Here is a 15,158-nt window from a genome sequence, read left to right as displayed (position 1 = left end):
ATCACTGCGGGATCAGACGCATATAAAAGGAGACGACAACCACAATGGCTGCCGCCTTTCAACTCATTAAAAATCTATCAAATGATAAACTGCCCGATAATCATCAGCACCAGGCCGAAGATCGCGGAACCGCGTTTGACGCCCCTGTTTTGACTAGGCCTCATAAACAAGCTAATGACAAAGCCGATGGGGAGAACGAGGCCGTTAATTGAAAAAAAGAAGGTGCCGAGAAGGTAGTATCCCACCAGCTTTAACGCGAGAAGCTCTTCCTCTTGCTCACGATTGTTATACAGAATGACAATGCCAATAACCAAAACAATCAGCCAGAATACAAAAAACATGGACGTTCCTCCTTGTCGTCTGATGTCAAAGTCTTATCCAACTATACGCCGGCATGGAGTATTAGTTTCCAGAAGCAGGATGAAGTTTGGCCGAAGAATCAAAGGAGGCGGAAAAGATGTCATATCCTAATAATACCCACGAGACGCAGCCGGAAACGGAAAGAGCGGTCGATGAGACATACAGGGACATAAATATGGACGGCATCCAGCGTGTAGAAGGCGGCGGGCCGATTCGCAAGGTGAACATGAGCGAGATGCCTAAACCGCTTCGATATTTCGGCTATACGTTGGCGGCGATCTTGCTGCTAGGTATCTTGATACTGCTGCTTTCGGATTGGTTATCCTAGCCATATTTCTGCGTCTGAACACCCTCGTCACGGCCTTCTATCAAGTGGATGGTATGTATCCAAGGCTAAGCCCTAGTACGGCAAAAACCCGCATCAGACACTTATTCAAGTGTCAGTTGCGGGTTTTCGTTCAAATATAGGGAGGTATATGATTTTGCCATACTATCTCTATATTTCTCTCAGATTAAAAACCTCGACGGTCACAACGATCTTCCAAGCGGCGCAATTCTCTTTCGAGGCGTCTGATCAAACGTCTCAGTCTGCGGATTTCGTTACGGTTGCCGCCCATGCGAATCAAACGGCGTAAGCGTCTTTCCAAACGTCTGATCAAGCGTCTGAGTCTGCGGATGCGTTCGCGGTCGCGTCTGCTGCAGCGGCGGTTACGGTCACGGTCGCGGTCACGGTCACGGTCGCGATCACGGTCGCGGTCACGGTCGCGATCACGGTCGCGGTCGCGGTCACGATCACGGTCGCGGTCGCGGTCGCGGTCACGATCACGGTCGCGGTCACGGTCACGATCGCAGCTAATTACGATGATTTTTTTCATCCCAATCCCCCCTCTCCGTTCCGAATAATCTATACTATTCAGAGGAAAAGAAAGGGTATGGGTAGATTGATAGTGTAATATGTTGATTTTACGTTTTTAAAGTGCCAACCAAATCTTCAAACAAAAAGGGACCCACAAGTTGTGGGTCCACCGTTTAAATTACAGGAAGGTATAAGTTTACGACGGCGACAGCCGATTCACCTTGTATTCGCCAACACGCCTTAAGTTGCTACCGCATTGTAAGTCATGATCCAGATGGAGCCCGCGACGATCGTCAGCATGATGACGAGGCCGAAGATCAGGGCAATCAGGTTGAAGCGAGGTTTCTCTTCATCCCGGATATGCATGAAGAACAGAAGCTGTACGGCGAATTGCAGAATGGCCATCACCAGGATGATCAAGGTGTTGACTTGCTTGCTGAACATATCGTTCATGACGACGACGAGCGGAATGACCGTCAAGACGATCGAGAGGACGAAGCCGATAACGTAAGACTTCAGCGAGCCGCTGTGGCCGCCTCCGTGGCTGTCATGACCGTGCTGAGCGCCGTGAGCGTTAGGATTGGCCATCTTACATCACCCCCATCAAGTATACGATCGTGAAGACGAAGATCCAGATAACGTCGAGAAAGTGCCAATACAAGCTGATGACGTTGACCTTGCGTTTCGTAACATCGGTAATGCCGCGTCTTGCGAGCTGAATAATCAGCGCTACCATCCAGACTAGGCCGATCGAGACGTGAAGACCGTGCGTGCCGACCAGCGTGAAGAACGAAGACCAGTAAGCGCTCGTGCCGATCGTGGCGCCTTCATGAACGAGGTGGATAAATTCCGTTACCTCGAGATAGATAAAGGATGCGCCAAGCAGCGCGGTAATAACGAGCCAGGTGATCAGTCCTTTTTTGTTGCCGCGGTTCATCTCCAGCAGCGCGACGCCGCTGGTAAAGCTGCTCGTCAGCAAGATGAACGTGGAGATGATGATGCCGTTGATTTCGATCAGTTCGGCGCCCGTCGGACCGCCTGCCGTATTGAGACGAAGCACGACGAAGGTCGCGAACAAGGTGCCGAAAAGAATAACGTCGGTAATCAGGAACAGCCAGAAGCCGAATACCTTCATGCCTTCCTGATCGTGGTGATCATGCCCATGGGCGTCATGGCCGCCATGCGCGGCTTGACCGCCGCCTTGGCCGTGCGCCGCGGCAAGAGGCTGACTCTTGCCGCCGGACAGAAATTTGTTCAGTAGTGCCATTAGTGAGCCCCCCTTGCCGCAGCTTCCGTACGCTGCACCTCATCGACCGGAATATAATAGTCTGTATCGTAGGTAAACGATCTTGCAAGCATGCATGCGATGACGCCGCCCATGCCGACGAAGATCATCCATTTCCAATCCCAGACGAAGCCGAAGCCGGCGACGAACCAGGACAATGACATGATAAACGGTATGCCGGAATTTTTTGGCATATGAATGGGCTCAAGCGGAGCCTGCTCCGCCGCGATGACTTCCGGAGCATCCTTCTCTCCGCGAAGCTTGCGTTGCTTCTTCTCCCAGAAGTCGTCCTGACTTGTTACGACAGGAATTCTGGCGAAGTTATAGTGCGGCGCCGGAGAAGGAATCGACCATTCCAACGTACGGCCATTCCACGAGTCGCCGGTTTTTTCCATCTTCAGGAACTTGATGCTGTGCGCGATCTGCCATACCTGGAAGAGAAATGCTATACCCATCAGGAACGCGCCCACTGTGGACACGACGTTAAGCGGCTGCCAGCCCATGTCGAAGTTGTATTCGTTGAAGCGGCGTGTCATGCCCATGAAGCCAAGCGCGTATTGCGGCATAAAGCAGACGTAGAAGCCGATGTTCCAGAACCAGAACGCCCATTTGCCAAGGCCTTCGTGGAGCTTGAAGCCGAACATCTTCGGCCACCAGTAGTACAGACCCGCGAAATAACCAAACACGACGCCGCCGATCAACACTTGGTGGAAGTGAGCGATCAGGAAGTAGCTGTTATGGAACTGGAAGTCCGCCGGTGCGACCGACAACATAACCCCGGTCATACCGCCCACGATGAAACATGGGATAAAGGCGACTGTCCAAAGCATTGGCGTCGGGAACGATAACTTTCCTCGATACATCGTAAACAACCAGTTGAACACCTTGACCCCGGTCGGAATCGCGATAATCATGGTCGTAACGGCGAAGAACGCGTTGACGTTCGCGCCTGAGCCCATCGTAAAGAAGTGATGCGCCCAGGTAAAGAACGAGAAGAAACTGATGGACATCAGTGCGAACACCATCGATTTGTAGCCGAACAATTTCTTTTTCGCGAAGGTAGCGACTATCTCCGAGAAGATACCGAATGCCGGCAAGATAACGATATATACCTCGGGATGTCCCCACATCCAGATCAGGTTGAGGTACATCATCGGGTTGCCGCCCCCGTCGAGCGTAAAGAAATGCGCGCCGAGATAGCGGTCCAAGAAGAGCAGGAACAGCGTAACAGTCAGAATCGGGAACGCTAGCATGATGGTTACGCAAGAAGACAGAACGGACCAGCTGAACATCGGCATCTTCATCAGCTTCATGCCGGGAGCACGCATCTTGAGAATGGTGACGACGAAGTTAATGCCCGTCGCGAGCGAGCCGATGCCGGATATCTGTATGCCCCATATATAGAAGTCCTGCCCGACGCCCGGACTGCCTGACAGCTCCGAGAGCGGCGGATATGCGAGCCAGCCCGCATCGGGAGAGCCGCCGATAACGAACGAAACGTTGAACAGCATCGCCCCGAAGAAGAACATCCAGAAGCTCAGGGAGTTCAGGAACGGGAACGCGACGTCGCGCGCGCCGATCTGGAGCGGCACGACGATATTAAACAGACCGAACATGAGCGGCATCGCCATAAACAGGATCATGATAACGCCATGCGTCGTGAATATCGCGTTATAGTGTTCGGCGTTCAGGAATTCCAACTCAGGCGCTGCCAACTGCACACGCATGAGCAGGGCATCGACGCCGCCGCGGAACAGCATCAGAATGGATGCGATGATATACATAATGCCGATTTTCTTGTGATCGACGGAAGTAAGCCACTCCGTCCAGAGCCAGCGCCACTTCTTGAAATAAGACAGCGTGAAGATGATCGCTACGAGCGTCAGCGCGATGGAGACTTGTGCGCCGAGAATGAGCGGGTCACCCGTCACGAAAAACTCGGATGAAAATTCCTTGATTTTATCCCACATGAAGCTTTCTCCTTTCGTATGCGCGGGTCGTTATTGTCCGCTGTCCCCGCTTTGACCGTGATGGGCATGCGCACCGCCGCTGCCGTCCTCAACATACTGCGTCACGATGTATTGGAACAGTCCTTCCGGGAAGCTCGAGAACAGCTGCACGTCGGAGCGTCCCGGCTTCTTGAGCTGCTCGTAACCATCCAGGGTCAGTGCAGGAGAATCGCCTTTCACTTCTTGTATCCAAGCCTGATACTCTTCATCCGAGACCGCTTCTGCGTCAAACGTCATCTGAGCGAAGTCCTCGCCGTTGAAGTTAGCGCCCGAGCCGTAGTAGATGCCTGGCTCATCCGCTTGCAGAAACAGCGTCATGGCCATGCCCGACATCGTATAGAGCTGTCCGCCGAGCTGCGGAATCCAGAAGGAATTCATCGCCTTGTCGGACGTCAACTGGAAACGGACCGGCGTATCTTCGGGAAACTTGATATAGTTGACGGTCGCAATGTCCTCGTCCGGATAAGTGAACAGCCACTTCCAGTCGAGAGACGTTACTTCGATCGTAATCGGTTCTTTCGCCGATTCAAGCGGCTTGGAAGGTTCGAGCTTATACGTATAGATAGCGGTAATGACAGCAAGAGTGATGATGATGACAATCGGAATCGTCCACCATGTCACTTCAAGCTTCGTGCTATGCTCCCAATCCGGCGTATAGCGCGCTTTGCGGCCGGGGCGATCACGGTAACGCATAACGATGACCGCGGTTAAAATAAGGACGGGCACGATGATAACCGCGCACAGAAGGGTAGTAATAATGATAAGATCCTTCTGCTGCTGTCCGATTGGTCCCTTCGGGTCAAGCACGATGTACTGCTCGCTGCTGCAGCCCGAGATCACGGCAATCATCGCCAGAAAGAGCGCTGTTGCCAGCATTCGATAATAACGTCTCATTGCGGTTCCACTCCTCGATTTCATTAGCTTGTGAATAATGTAACAAAATCACACCGGAATAACACTATCGCGAAGACGATGTAAACAATTCGACTTAGTTCTGACAAAGTTCCGTCACTTGTCAGTCACCAGTTAGACAAAAGCGATGAAGCCCTCCCGTAAAATGGCATTCCTCTATTTGTAACGCGATTACAGGAGGCTTGAAACAGGCTTGTCCGTGGACGTCGAAACGAGTTTCAGGCATCCGCGGCCACAACCAGATATGGGAAAGTTGTCACAAGGAGGGCTGTGATATTTTTGCAAAACAAAAAGAAGCGAAACAGTTGCCCTGTCGCTTCTTTTTTCTTCGCCATAAGCTGGCGCAAATGGACCTCGAAAAGCTAACGCCTCGACTCAAGGCCGATATCCGCCGTTTGCAGCTACTCTTGCGATTGATTGTTCGAGTGCGACTTCGCCATCTCGGACTTCCACGCATGAACGAGACCGATAGCCGTACCGATGACGTAGATATGAACGCTGCCGATTAAAAAGCCGATCCCGACCATAAGGCCGATGTTTTTGTCGCTGAAGTGGCTAAGATTAATGAGGCAGAGCAGGACGCCGATGCTGAGGACTCCCCATGCAATCAGGGTCATTACGTTTACTAGACGTTTTACGTCGGATTTGGTTGGCCGCAGTTGGCTTATAGTTGCAGTCTTCGTCGTCATAGGGGAAACACTCCTTACGTATTGATGTAAGTGCTTTCTTTCATTCTTATACCCACTATAACACATCTTATGTCGATTGTTCAAAGAAAATTCACGATTTGCACATATTTTTGACACGGAATCTTATTTTGGCTGTCACAAATAGCGCTTGCTTCCTCCGGAGACAAGGTTTATATGCCTAAATCGCCAAAGAAAAAGCAGGACCGCCGTCGCAAAACTGGGCGATCCTGCCTGCTGCATATGCGATCAAAAGCATGCGAAACTTGACGAACTTACCTCGGCCGCGGGATGGCACAAATGGATGGAAGCATGAACGTGGGAACGATCTCGGCGTGCGAAACGTCAGTTCGTCCACCAACGCTTTAGATCTTGCCACCAAGAGCGCTGTTTCTCCGAACCGGCACGGCCTTTGCCTGCGCCTCCACTGCCATCGGTGCCCGAATCTCCGGTTCCTCCGACTGCCGCGTTGCCGCATACCTCAGTCGGCTCCGTGCCAGCGAGGAAGGACTCCAGCCGCGTAGTACCGGAGCAGCCGGCCGCCGCCAGCTTGCCGCTTTCCTGCTCGATGTAGACGTTTACGACGCCTTCGGGCACCGTAAACATCTTTGGAGGCACCGCATCCAAAGCATCCTCCATAAAGTTCGCGAAGATCGGCGCGGCACGATGGGCTTCCGCGACGGTGAGCATGCGGTCCTTGTCGTAGCCGACCCAGACCGCCGTCGCCAGCTCCGGCGTATAGCCGACGAGCCATGCGTCGGTCGACGTCGTTCCCGTCTTGCCGGCGACGGGGCGCTTAATGGTAGCCTCTACGCGATGGGCGGTGCCGCCTTCGTCGAACACGCTCTCCAGCAGGCTCGTCATGACATAGGCTTCGGCCGGCGTAATGGCTTCCTGCGCCTTAGGCTTCGCTTCATATAATACGTTGCCCTTCCGGTCTTCAATCCGGAGGATGGCAACGGGCTCGATCCGTGTTCCGCCGTTCGCGAAGGTGCCATATGCGGAGGCCATCTCGTACGGACTGACCGGAGAGGTGCCGAGCGCAAGCGACGGTACGGGAGTCAGCTTGCTGTCAATGCCCAACGTACGGGCCGTCTCGATCACCTTATCGGCCCCTACAGTCATAATCGTGTTTACCGCATAGATATTGTCGGAGCCGCTGATGGCTTTCCGCATATCGATATAATCGCCGGTATATTTGTCCCCGTAGTTGCTCGGTTTGTAAGTTTTGCGCCCTTCGTCGTAGGTAAAGACGGTAGGTTCGCTTTTGAAACGGGTGATGGGAGACATAAATCCGCTGCGGATGGCGGCCAGATATAAAAAGGGCTTGAACGACGAACCAGGCTGACGAGTGCTTGCGAATACGCGATTATATTGATTTTTCGAATAATCGCGTCCTCCCACCATCGCTTTGATATAGCCGGTACGGGGATCGATGGAGACTAGCGCGGCCTGCTGCTCCGAGCTCTCCGGCATGCCGTTTTTGATGGCTTCTTCGGCCGCGGCCTGCACTTCCTGATCCAGCGTCGTATAGATCGTAATGCCCCCTTCGTTAAGCAGCTTTTCGTCGAAGCCGAGCTTATCTACGGCAACGCTTCTAATGTAGTCCCGGAAGTACGGGGCGAAACCTTCTTGCTCCGTCCCGCCGAACGGCTGGAATTCCAGCACTTCGGCATAAGCCGCCGCCGCTTGTTCCTCCGTAATAGAGCCGCCCTCCAGCATGGATTCCAGAATGATGTACTGACGGTCCTTGGCGTTCTTCATATTCATGTATGGCGAATAATATTTTGGTCCTTTCGGTATGCCGGCGAGCATGGCGCTTTCGGCCAGCGACAGCTCCGAGGCGTGTTTGCCGAAATACATCATGGCCGCAGCTTCGACGCCGTACGAGCCATGACCGTAATAGATCTGATTCAAGTACATGGCGAGAATCTCGTCCTTGGAATAGCTCATCTCGAGCTGGGCTGTGTACGCGGCTTCCTTAAGCTTGCGTTCCCAAGTCCGCTCATGGCTCAGGTAGAGATTGCGAGCGAGCTGTTGGGTGAGCGTGCTGGCTCCTTGAAGCTTGGACATGCCTTGCACGTTAACGACGACGGCTCGCGCCATCCCCCTCAGATCGAATCCGGAATGGTCGTAGAAGCGGCGATCCTCGATGGCAAGCGTCGCGTCGATCAGTTCGTGCGCGATGTCCGCCAGAGCGACCGACCGTCGGTTCTCGCCGGCATGGAAGGTGTCGATGACGTTTCCATGGATATCCAGCATTTGAGAGGTTTGGCTCACCGATGACGCTGGCAGGGTCTGCGACCTTATATAGAGATAAAGCCCGACAAGCAGGATCAGACAGGCCAGAGCGGCCAGACCTGCCCTAATCGACCACTTGCGGAGAGCGAGAGCGGGTCCCAGGAGCCGCTCCGACAGGCGAGGGAATTTGACGGCGCGGCGCAGCTTGCCCTGCCGCTTGACGGGCTGATTGGAAGACTTGGTCATAGCTGCCGACTCCCTTTCGCAGAGGTTGTTCTGTTCTTCATGTTGATAAGTTCTACCTTTAGTATGGAAAATTGCGGCATAGGCTATTCATTTGCCGATATTGTTGTCATACGAAGTGCACGGGTTTGAAACACTATAAAACAGGCTGAACCGCGCGCAAACGTGCCGCTTCTAAATATGCGAGCTAAAAAGTTTGGTTTTTAGCACAGGAGTGTATGAATCTCAAAAGCGGAGTTTTTGAACAACCTTTAAAGGAAAGAAGGGATCAACGATGGAAATGTGGTATACCGAGAAACAGACCGAAAGCTTCGGCATAACGGCTAAAATTACGAAAACGTATGTCCATGAGCAAACCGACTTTCAACAGTTGGATATGATCGAAACGGAAGAGTTCGGTACGATGCTGGTCCTGGACGGCATGGTTATGACAACCGTTAGAGATGAGTTCGTTTATCACGAGATGGTCGCGCATCCGGTATTGTCCACGCATCCTGATCCGGAGCATGTTCTCGTAGTAGGGGGCGGCGACGGCGGCGTGATTCGCGAAGTGATGAAACATCCCAAGGTAAAAAAAGCGGTCCTTGTCGACATCGACGGCAAGGTCATCGAATATTCCAAAACGTATTTGCCGAGCATTGCCGGCGAACTGGACAATCCCCGCGTCGAAGTGCTCGTAGGCGATGGATTTATGCATATTCACGATCACAAAAATGCGTACGACGTCATCATGGTGGATTCCACCGAGCCGGTCGGCCCTGCGGCGAACCTGTTCACGCGCGGTTTCTACCAAGGCATCTACGAAGCGCTGAAGGAGGACGGCATCTTCGTCGCGCAGACGGACAATCCTTGGTTCAAGGCGGAACTAATAAAAAGCGTGAACCGCGACGTGAAGGAAGTGTTCCCGATCGTGCGCGTTTACGGCGCCAACATCCCGACGTATCCAAGCGGCCTGTGGACATTTACGATGGGCAGCAAGACTTACGATCCGCTTGAAGTCGAGGAATCGTCCATTCCGGAGCTTGCGACCAAGTATTACACGCCCCGCCTTCACAAAGCGGCATTCGTGCTGCCGAAGTTTGTAGAGGATTTGGTCAAATAATGGGGTGTATCTGCCGGCCGATGATCAGGCTGTCGAAGTTGATCGGCTCGATTCGGATGGGCTCAATATAGTGGAAAAGTCCGCTATATTGAGCCGGACTTGGCCGTAGCCGTCAGAGATTTTTATACGAAACACGAAAAATCACGACCAGCTTTCTGTTGGCGAACCCTCTAACGGACATTAGCGACGCTTAGCGCACCAAAAACACAAATTCAAATTCCTAACGGACATCAGCAACTCTTTGAGCATCAAATGCAAGGTATATCGCCCCGTTCGCCCGGCTTAGCGTCCACTGTGTCCGTTAGAATCGTAGCTGATACAATAACGGCGTCTAAGATGCAACCATGTCCGTTAGACTTCCGCCGCGTTACTTCCACGATAGTTCCCCATCCGTTCCGCGTTCCTTCCACGCTCGTTCTCCATCCGTCCGGCGTTCGTTCATGTTCTTTCCCCATCTGCCCCCCTCATCTTCCCAGTCATATCGACGGCTTACGCTCATGCTCTCCCAAGGGGCATTACAGTTGTCGTGAAGAACGGCTATACTAGAAGCACATTCATTACGCGCGGGAGGTGCGGCCCATATGGCAGCGTCCGAATACTGCAGGGTGCTCATCGTCGACGACGAGGTACTCATTAGACAGGGAATCAAACATTTTATGGCGTGGGAGCAGGAAGGCTTCCATATTGTCGGAGAGGCGTCAAACGGACAAGAGGCGTTGGAGCGGATCGCCGAGCTGAGGCCGCATATTGTCATTACGGACATCGTGATGCCGGTCATGGATGGAGAAGAGCTGACCAGGCAGATCAAGAAGCATTACCCCGAGATAGAAGTGATCGTATTAAGCAGCTTCGGCGAATTCGATTATGTCCGTTCGACGTTTCAGAGCGGCGTCGCGGATTATATTTTAAAGCCGAAGCTCGATCTCCAGCATCTGCTGACGGTGCTTAAGATGACGGCGCAGCGTATTCCCTCGCTCGGCGCCAAGGAGTCGTCGGGGGGCGGCTACGCTCCTTCCCTGGAGCAGAAGCTGGAGCGTCTTTTATCCGGATACGATGCCGACTTCTCGGCGGACGAGCTTCGGGAGACGTTTCCGCATCCGCTCTTCTTGCTAGCCGGCTTTGACCCGCGAGTACTGGAGGAAGGCGTTCAACTTTCTGCGGTTCAGCTGCAGGAGAAGTTAACGGGCTTGCTGGCGTCGAGCTCCAGCTCTGAAAGGAACCTGCCCGTTATACGGGCACTTCCAATAGAAGGGCAGCTGAGGGCCGTCTTGATCAACGCCGACCAGAGCGCGATGGACGAAGCGGTCCGCATAGCAGGCATGGCGGCGGTCAGCTTGTCCGCTGCTGGCCAGCGTATTCCGATCGCGGTCACGAATCCGTTCCCGGATGTGAAAGAGCTGCGCGACGTGTACAACGGCTCTTTGACCAGGCTGCTGGGTTATGCTTTCTATCTGCCGGATATGGGCGTTCTGCAGGAGGGCAAGCTGCCTCCGCCGGTGCTGCAAACGGAGAGCTTCCATTTGAACCGTTTTACGGAGGACTTCAAGCGAGGCCAGTTCCATCAGGCTTTCCATTATTTGCGCGATCACGCCAAGGCGATGGCCGGCGATTATACGACGGATGTGTTCGCCTTCAAGTCGTTCCTGGGCAATCTCGTTTTCAATATAACGGTGCTGCTGGGCAATATGGAGTATGACGCCCGAGAGCTTGAGAAGGATAAGTATCGCCACTTCAAGGCGATCGAGGATGCCAAGTCCGCCTCCGAGGCGCTGAATTGTCTGGATGCCTTTATCGCCGAGGCGGAGGCATGTATCTCGGACAAGGCCGCTTTGCCGGGCAACGCCAACATGAAGAAGCTGCTTGATTACATTCACCAGCATTATGCGGAGCCGCTGAACCTGACGGATATGGCGAAACACTTCCACTTTAATGCCTCTTATCTGTCCAGCTACTTCTCCGCGCATAACAGCGAGGGGTTCGTCGATTATTTGCACAAGGTCAGAATCGAGAAGGCAGAGGAGCTGCTGCGCAAGGGCGACGCGATGATCTCCGAGATTAGCGGCATGGTGGGCTACTCCGACCACAGCTACTTCTGCAAGGTGTTCAAGAAGTCGACGGGGCTTTCGCCGAGCCGCTACAGGAGGCAATTCGTGGGAGAAGAGAAGGGGCGGGTATGAGGAACGTATTCGATCGATTCAAGTACAACGGCTTGTTTATTAAGATGTTTATTATTATGGTGGTCTCGATTATTGCCGTATCCGTGACGTCTACCTGGACCACGATCAATACATCGGAACGGGTATTTATGCAAACTTTCAGTATTACAAACGCCAAGGTCATCGCTCAGATTACGAGCAATATGGACGCGTTCAGCTATGCCGTCGTTATGGCGGCTAACAACGCCCAGCAGAGCGGCACGATCAGAGGCGCCCTGTCCGAGGGAGACGGCAGCTCCCTGGAGCAATATCGATCCTATTACAATTTGGTGGAACAGGTTAAACGAATTCAATCTCTGGTGGACGCTTATGAGGTAGGCATAACGGTCATCGGCATGAACGGAAGGAGCTATACGACGGATCCCGCGCTTTGGCCGGTGTACGGGGCCAAGCTTCGCGAGCATCCCTTAACCGATCGAACGCTTGCGGAGCCGCGCAAGATCCACTATCAATATGACGATTCGAGCCGCTCGGGCGTAGCGGCAACGGAGCCGACGATCGTCGCGTCCAAGGCGCTCATCGACCGTACGACGGACGACGTGTACGGCGCGATTTATTTTGCGATCCGGGAAAGAGACTTCAAGAAGTTTTTCGAAAGCTTTACCAGCTTCGGAAACGACGTCGCGATCATGGACGAAGCGGGCTCTATCGTATCGAGCAACCGTACGGCCTGGCTGGGACAGCCGTTTCCCGATCTGCTCCAATACGCGAAGGATATTGAGGAGAAGAAGCTGGCCTCCGTAAATGCGGAGATTATGGGCAAGGAAGGTATCGTGTTATCCCGGATGCTGGCGCCGTTCGGGCTCTATCTTATCAATCTGGTCGACAAGGAAGCGGCGATCGGCCAGCTCACCGATACGAGGACCATTGCGCTCAGCGTTATTGCCATCGTCGCGGCGGCGCTGATTATCGTCTTTCTTATTTCCAGGAGACTGACGAAGTCGCTGACCCGGCTCGTCAAACAAATTTCCACAATCTCCAAGTATGAATTCGACCATCATGTCAACGTAGGCGGGAGCTACGAGACGAGGCAGCTGGGTCAAGCATTTAACGCTATGATGGACGAACTGCAAGAATACGTAAAGGAGCTGGTGCATACCCAGAAGCAGCAGCGCAATGCGGAGCTGGAGGCATTGCAGCAGCAGATTAATCCGCACTTCCTTTACAACACGCTTGCCTCGGTAAAATTTATGGTGCAGCAGGGCAGCAAGGAGAAGGCGGCGGATACAATCAATTCCCTGATCTCGCTGCTGCAGAACGCGATCGGCAACGTCAGCGAGACGATTACGCTCAGCCAGGAGCTCGTCAATATGCGCAACTACGTATTCATCAATCATGTCCGGTACGGCGATCGGATCAAGATGAACTATTTTGTCGCGCCGGATTGCATGGGGTACCATGTGCCGAAGCTGATGATCCAACCCTTTATCGAAAATGCATTCTTTCATGGCTTCAACCGCAAGGCGACAGGCAGTATTTACTTTATGGCGGCGAAGGAACCGGACGCGCTTGTCTGCGAGGTCGTCGACGATGGCGACGGCTTCGATCCGGCGGCAATCGAGGATGACAGGCTGGCGAAGCGGGAGGGACGGCGGCAGCTGTTTACCGGCATCGGGGTGAAAAATGTGCACGAGCGCATCAAGCTTCTCTACGGCGAGAGTTACGGCGTGACGGTGACGAGCCAGCCGGGGCAAGGAACAAAGGTGAAGATCCGCATTCCTTTGATTGAGGAATAAAAATCGTCCAATAATCCAAAGATACTCCAAATGACAGAAAGTGACTAATGCGCAACTGATAACAATCCGACAATTGAAGGCAAAGATCCTCATAACGCACGCTTTTGTCCCGATGCTAAGATGTTATCAGAAGGCGGGAAACGCTTTCGCCACATATATAAAATGGAGGTCTGGACAAATGAAAAAAATGATGGCTCTTCTGCTTGCCGGCATGATGGTTGTTACGGCGGCGTGCTCATCGAACGCCAACAATAAGGCGGGCGAAGGCGGCGCGAACGGCGGCAACAACGCGGCGGAAACAACCAACCTTACGGTTTGGGCATGGGATCCGAACTTCAATATTAGAGCGATGAATCTGGCGAAAGAAGCTTACGCCGACGACAACGCTAACGTAAAGATCGAAATCATCGAAAACGCGCAAGCCGATATCGTTCAGAAGCTGAACACGGGCATGAGCTCCGGCACGACAAAAGGTCTTCCGAACATCGTTCTGATCGAGGACTACCGGGCACAAAGCTTCCTGCAGGCTTATCCGGACATGTTCCATCCTCTGACGGACAGCTTCAAGGCTTCCGACTTCGCGGAATACAAGCTGGGACCGACTAGCGTGGACGGCGTAAACTACGGACTTCCATTCGACTCCGGCGTTACCGGCTTATATGTAAGAACCGACTATCTGGAGCAAGCCGGATATAAGGTAGAAGATATGCAAAACATCACCTGGGATCAGTACATCGAGATCGGCAAGGCCGTTAAGGAAAAAACGGGGAAAGAAATGCTGTCCCTTGATCCAAATGACCTCGGCATCCTGCGCGTCATGATTCAATCCGCGGGCTCCTGGTATCTGAAGGAAGACGGCAAGACGGCAGATCTGGCCGGTAACGCCGCTCTGAAAGAAGCATTTGAAACGTACAAAAAAATGATGGACGCCAACATTGTAAAAATCCACTCCGACTGGAGCCAATTCGTGGCAAATTACAACAGCGGCGCGGCGGCATCCGTACCGACTGGCAACTGGTTCACGCCTTCCATCACGGCGGCAGCCGACCAATCCGGCAAATGGGCGATCGTTCCGCTGCCTAAGCTGACGAACAACGCCAATTCCGTACACGCATCCAGCCTCGGCGGCAGCTCGTGGTACGTCCTGAACGTGCCGGGCAAAGAGGCGGCAGCCGAATTCCTCGGCGCTACGCTTGGCAAAGACGTGGATCTGTACCAGAAGCTCGTCACAGAGATCGGCGCGATAGGCACTTACAAGCCTGCATCCGAAGGCGAAGCGTACAAAGCGAAAAACGATTTCTTCGGCGGTCAAGAGATCGTGCAGGACTTCGCGAAATGGACTGCGGAAATCCCTAACGTCAACTACGGCATGCACACGTACGCGATCGAAGACATCCTCGTCGTGGAAATGCAGAACTACCTGAACGGCAAAGCCGTTGACGCTGTTCTTGCAGACGCTCAAAAGCAAGCCGATTCCCAAATCAAATAAGCAATAACACAGAGAACGAGAAC

Annotated in this window: 13 protein-coding genes; 5 read left to right on the top strand and 8 right to left on the bottom strand. The window is 53.2% G+C overall.

Translation table 11 applies throughout. The features are described from left to right. Positions 1–77 precede the first annotated feature (77 nt). Entirely contained in the window at positions 78–341 is a 264-nt protein-coding gene (locus PAT3040_RS30480) for a hypothetical protein (protein WP_108995635.1), read from the bottom strand. Positions 342–457: 116 nt separating this feature from the next. On the opposite strand from PAT3040_RS30480, the gene PAT3040_RS30475 reads away from it, so the two are divergent. Then, positions 458–688: a hypothetical protein gene (locus PAT3040_RS30475; RefSeq protein ID WP_108995634.1), complete on the top strand. Its 231-nt coding sequence runs from the start codon at positions 458–460 to the stop codon at positions 686–688. A gap of 184 nt (positions 689–872) precedes the next feature. On the opposite strand, the gene PAT3040_RS37665 is transcribed toward PAT3040_RS30475, so the two are convergent. The 7 genes from PAT3040_RS37665 to PAT3040_RS30440 form a co-directional block, all read right to left on the bottom strand. Next, positions 873–1,235 carry a hypothetical protein gene (locus PAT3040_RS37665; protein ID WP_181376939.1) on the bottom strand — a complete coding sequence of 121 codons (363 nt, stop codon included), beginning with the start codon at positions 1,233–1,235 and terminating at the stop codon, positions 873–875. A 221-nt stretch (positions 1,236–1,456) separates the two neighbouring features. After that, positions 1,457–1,804: a cytochrome o ubiquinol oxidase subunit IV gene (gene cyoD / locus PAT3040_RS30465; RefSeq protein ID WP_108995633.1), complete on the bottom strand. Its 348-nt coding sequence runs from the start codon at positions 1,802–1,804 to the stop codon at positions 1,457–1,459. 1 nt (position 1,805) lies between these two features. Further along, complete coding sequence (cyoC, locus tag PAT3040_RS30460) at positions 1,806–2,483, bottom strand: cytochrome o ubiquinol oxidase subunit III (RefSeq protein ID WP_108995632.1); 678 nt, start codon at positions 2,481–2,483, stop codon at positions 1,806–1,808. Continuing rightward, on the bottom strand, positions 2,483–4,471 hold the full coding sequence (locus PAT3040_RS30455; RefSeq protein WP_087571689.1) for a cbb3-type cytochrome c oxidase subunit I: 1,989 nt from the start codon (positions 4,469–4,471) through the stop codon (positions 2,483–2,485). Before PAT3040_RS30455 ends, cyoC begins: the two co-directional genes overlap by 1 nt. 30 nt (positions 4,472–4,501) lie before the next feature. Beyond that, positions 4,502–5,404 (bottom strand): ubiquinol oxidase subunit II, encoded by a 903-nt coding sequence (gene cyoA / locus PAT3040_RS30450; protein WP_108995631.1) that lies wholly within the window; start codon positions 5,402–5,404, stop codon positions 4,502–4,504. Positions 5,405–5,823: 419 nt separating this feature from the next. Continuing rightward, entirely contained in the window at positions 5,824–6,111 is a 288-nt protein-coding gene (locus PAT3040_RS30445; protein ID WP_087571691.1) for a hypothetical protein, read from the bottom strand. Between the two features lie 342 nt (positions 6,112–6,453). Further along, on the bottom strand, positions 6,454–8,595 hold the full coding sequence (locus PAT3040_RS30440) for a transglycosylase domain-containing protein (protein WP_108995630.1): 2,142 nt from the start codon (positions 8,593–8,595) through the stop codon (positions 6,454–6,456). 271 nt (positions 8,596–8,866) lie between these two features. On the opposite strand from PAT3040_RS30440, the gene speE reads away from it, so the two are divergent. From speE to PAT3040_RS30415, 4 genes are all read left to right on the top strand, one after another. Beyond that, positions 8,867–9,694 (top strand): polyamine aminopropyltransferase, encoded by an 828-nt coding sequence (gene speE, locus PAT3040_RS30435; protein WP_108995629.1) that lies wholly within the window; start codon positions 8,867–8,869, stop codon positions 9,692–9,694. 581 nt (positions 9,695–10,275) lie between these two features. Further along, a complete protein-coding gene (locus PAT3040_RS30425; protein WP_108995627.1) occupies positions 10,276–11,871 on the top strand; it encodes a response regulator transcription factor in 1,596 nt (531 codons plus the stop codon). Next, a complete protein-coding gene (locus PAT3040_RS30420; RefSeq protein WP_108995626.1) occupies positions 11,868–13,646 on the top strand; it encodes a sensor histidine kinase in 1,779 nt (592 codons plus the stop codon). Before PAT3040_RS30425 ends, PAT3040_RS30420 begins: the two co-directional genes overlap by 4 nt. A gap of 178 nt (positions 13,647–13,824) precedes the next feature. Then, entirely contained in the window at positions 13,825–15,135 is a 1,311-nt protein-coding gene (locus tag PAT3040_RS30415) for an ABC transporter substrate-binding protein (RefSeq protein ID WP_108995625.1), read from the top strand. The last annotated feature ends 23 nt before the right edge of the window (positions 15,136–15,158 follow it).

Origin of the sequence: Paenibacillus agaridevorans (genome assembly GCF_003112455.1) — a bacterium.
Taxonomy (GTDB): domain Bacteria; phylum Bacillota; class Bacilli; order Paenibacillales; family Paenibacillaceae; genus Pristimantibacillus; species Pristimantibacillus agaridevorans.
Note: the sequence above shows the minus strand (reverse complement) of the source record. Positions and strands in the feature narration are given on the sequence as shown.

Coding starts and splice junctions, on each gene's coding strand:
- PAT3040_RS30445 (WP_087571691.1), bottom strand. CDS start 6,111: ATGACGACGAAGACTGCAACTATAAGCCAACTGCGGCCAACCAAATCC.
- PAT3040_RS30425 (WP_108995627.1), top strand. CDS start 10,276: ATGGCAGCGTCCGAATACTGCAGGGTGCTCATCGTCGACGACGAGGTA.
- PAT3040_RS30420 (WP_108995626.1), top strand. CDS start 11,868: ATGAGGAACGTATTCGATCGATTCAAGTACAACGGCTTGTTTATTAAG.
- cyoA (WP_108995631.1), bottom strand. CDS start 5,404: ATGAGACGTTATTATCGAATGCTGGCAACAGCGCTCTTTCTGGCGATG.
- cyoD (WP_108995633.1), bottom strand. CDS start 1,804: ATGGCCAATCCTAACGCTCACGGCGCTCAGCACGGTCATGACAGCCAC.
- speE (WP_108995629.1), top strand. CDS start 8,867: ATGGAAATGTGGTATACCGAGAAACAGACCGAAAGCTTCGGCATAACG.
- PAT3040_RS30455 (WP_087571689.1), bottom strand. CDS start 4,471: ATGTGGGATAAAATCAAGGAATTTTCATCCGAGTTTTTCGTGACGGGT.
- cyoC (WP_108995632.1), bottom strand. CDS start 2,483: ATGGCACTACTGAACAAATTTCTGTCCGGCGGCAAGAGTCAGCCTCTT.
- PAT3040_RS37665 (WP_181376939.1), bottom strand. CDS start 1,235: ATGAAAAAAATCATCGTAATTAGCTGCGATCGTGACCGTGACCGCGAC.
- PAT3040_RS30475 (WP_108995634.1), top strand. CDS start 458: ATGTCATATCCTAATAATACCCACGAGACGCAGCCGGAAACGGAAAGA.
- PAT3040_RS30440 (WP_108995630.1), bottom strand. CDS start 8,595: ATGACCAAGTCTTCCAATCAGCCCGTCAAGCGGCAGGGCAAGCTGCGC.
- PAT3040_RS30480 (WP_108995635.1), bottom strand. CDS start 341: ATGTTTTTTGTATTCTGGCTGATTGTTTTGGTTATTGGCATTGTCATT.
- PAT3040_RS30415 (WP_108995625.1), top strand. CDS start 13,825: ATGAAAAAAATGATGGCTCTTCTGCTTGCCGGCATGATGGTTGTTACG.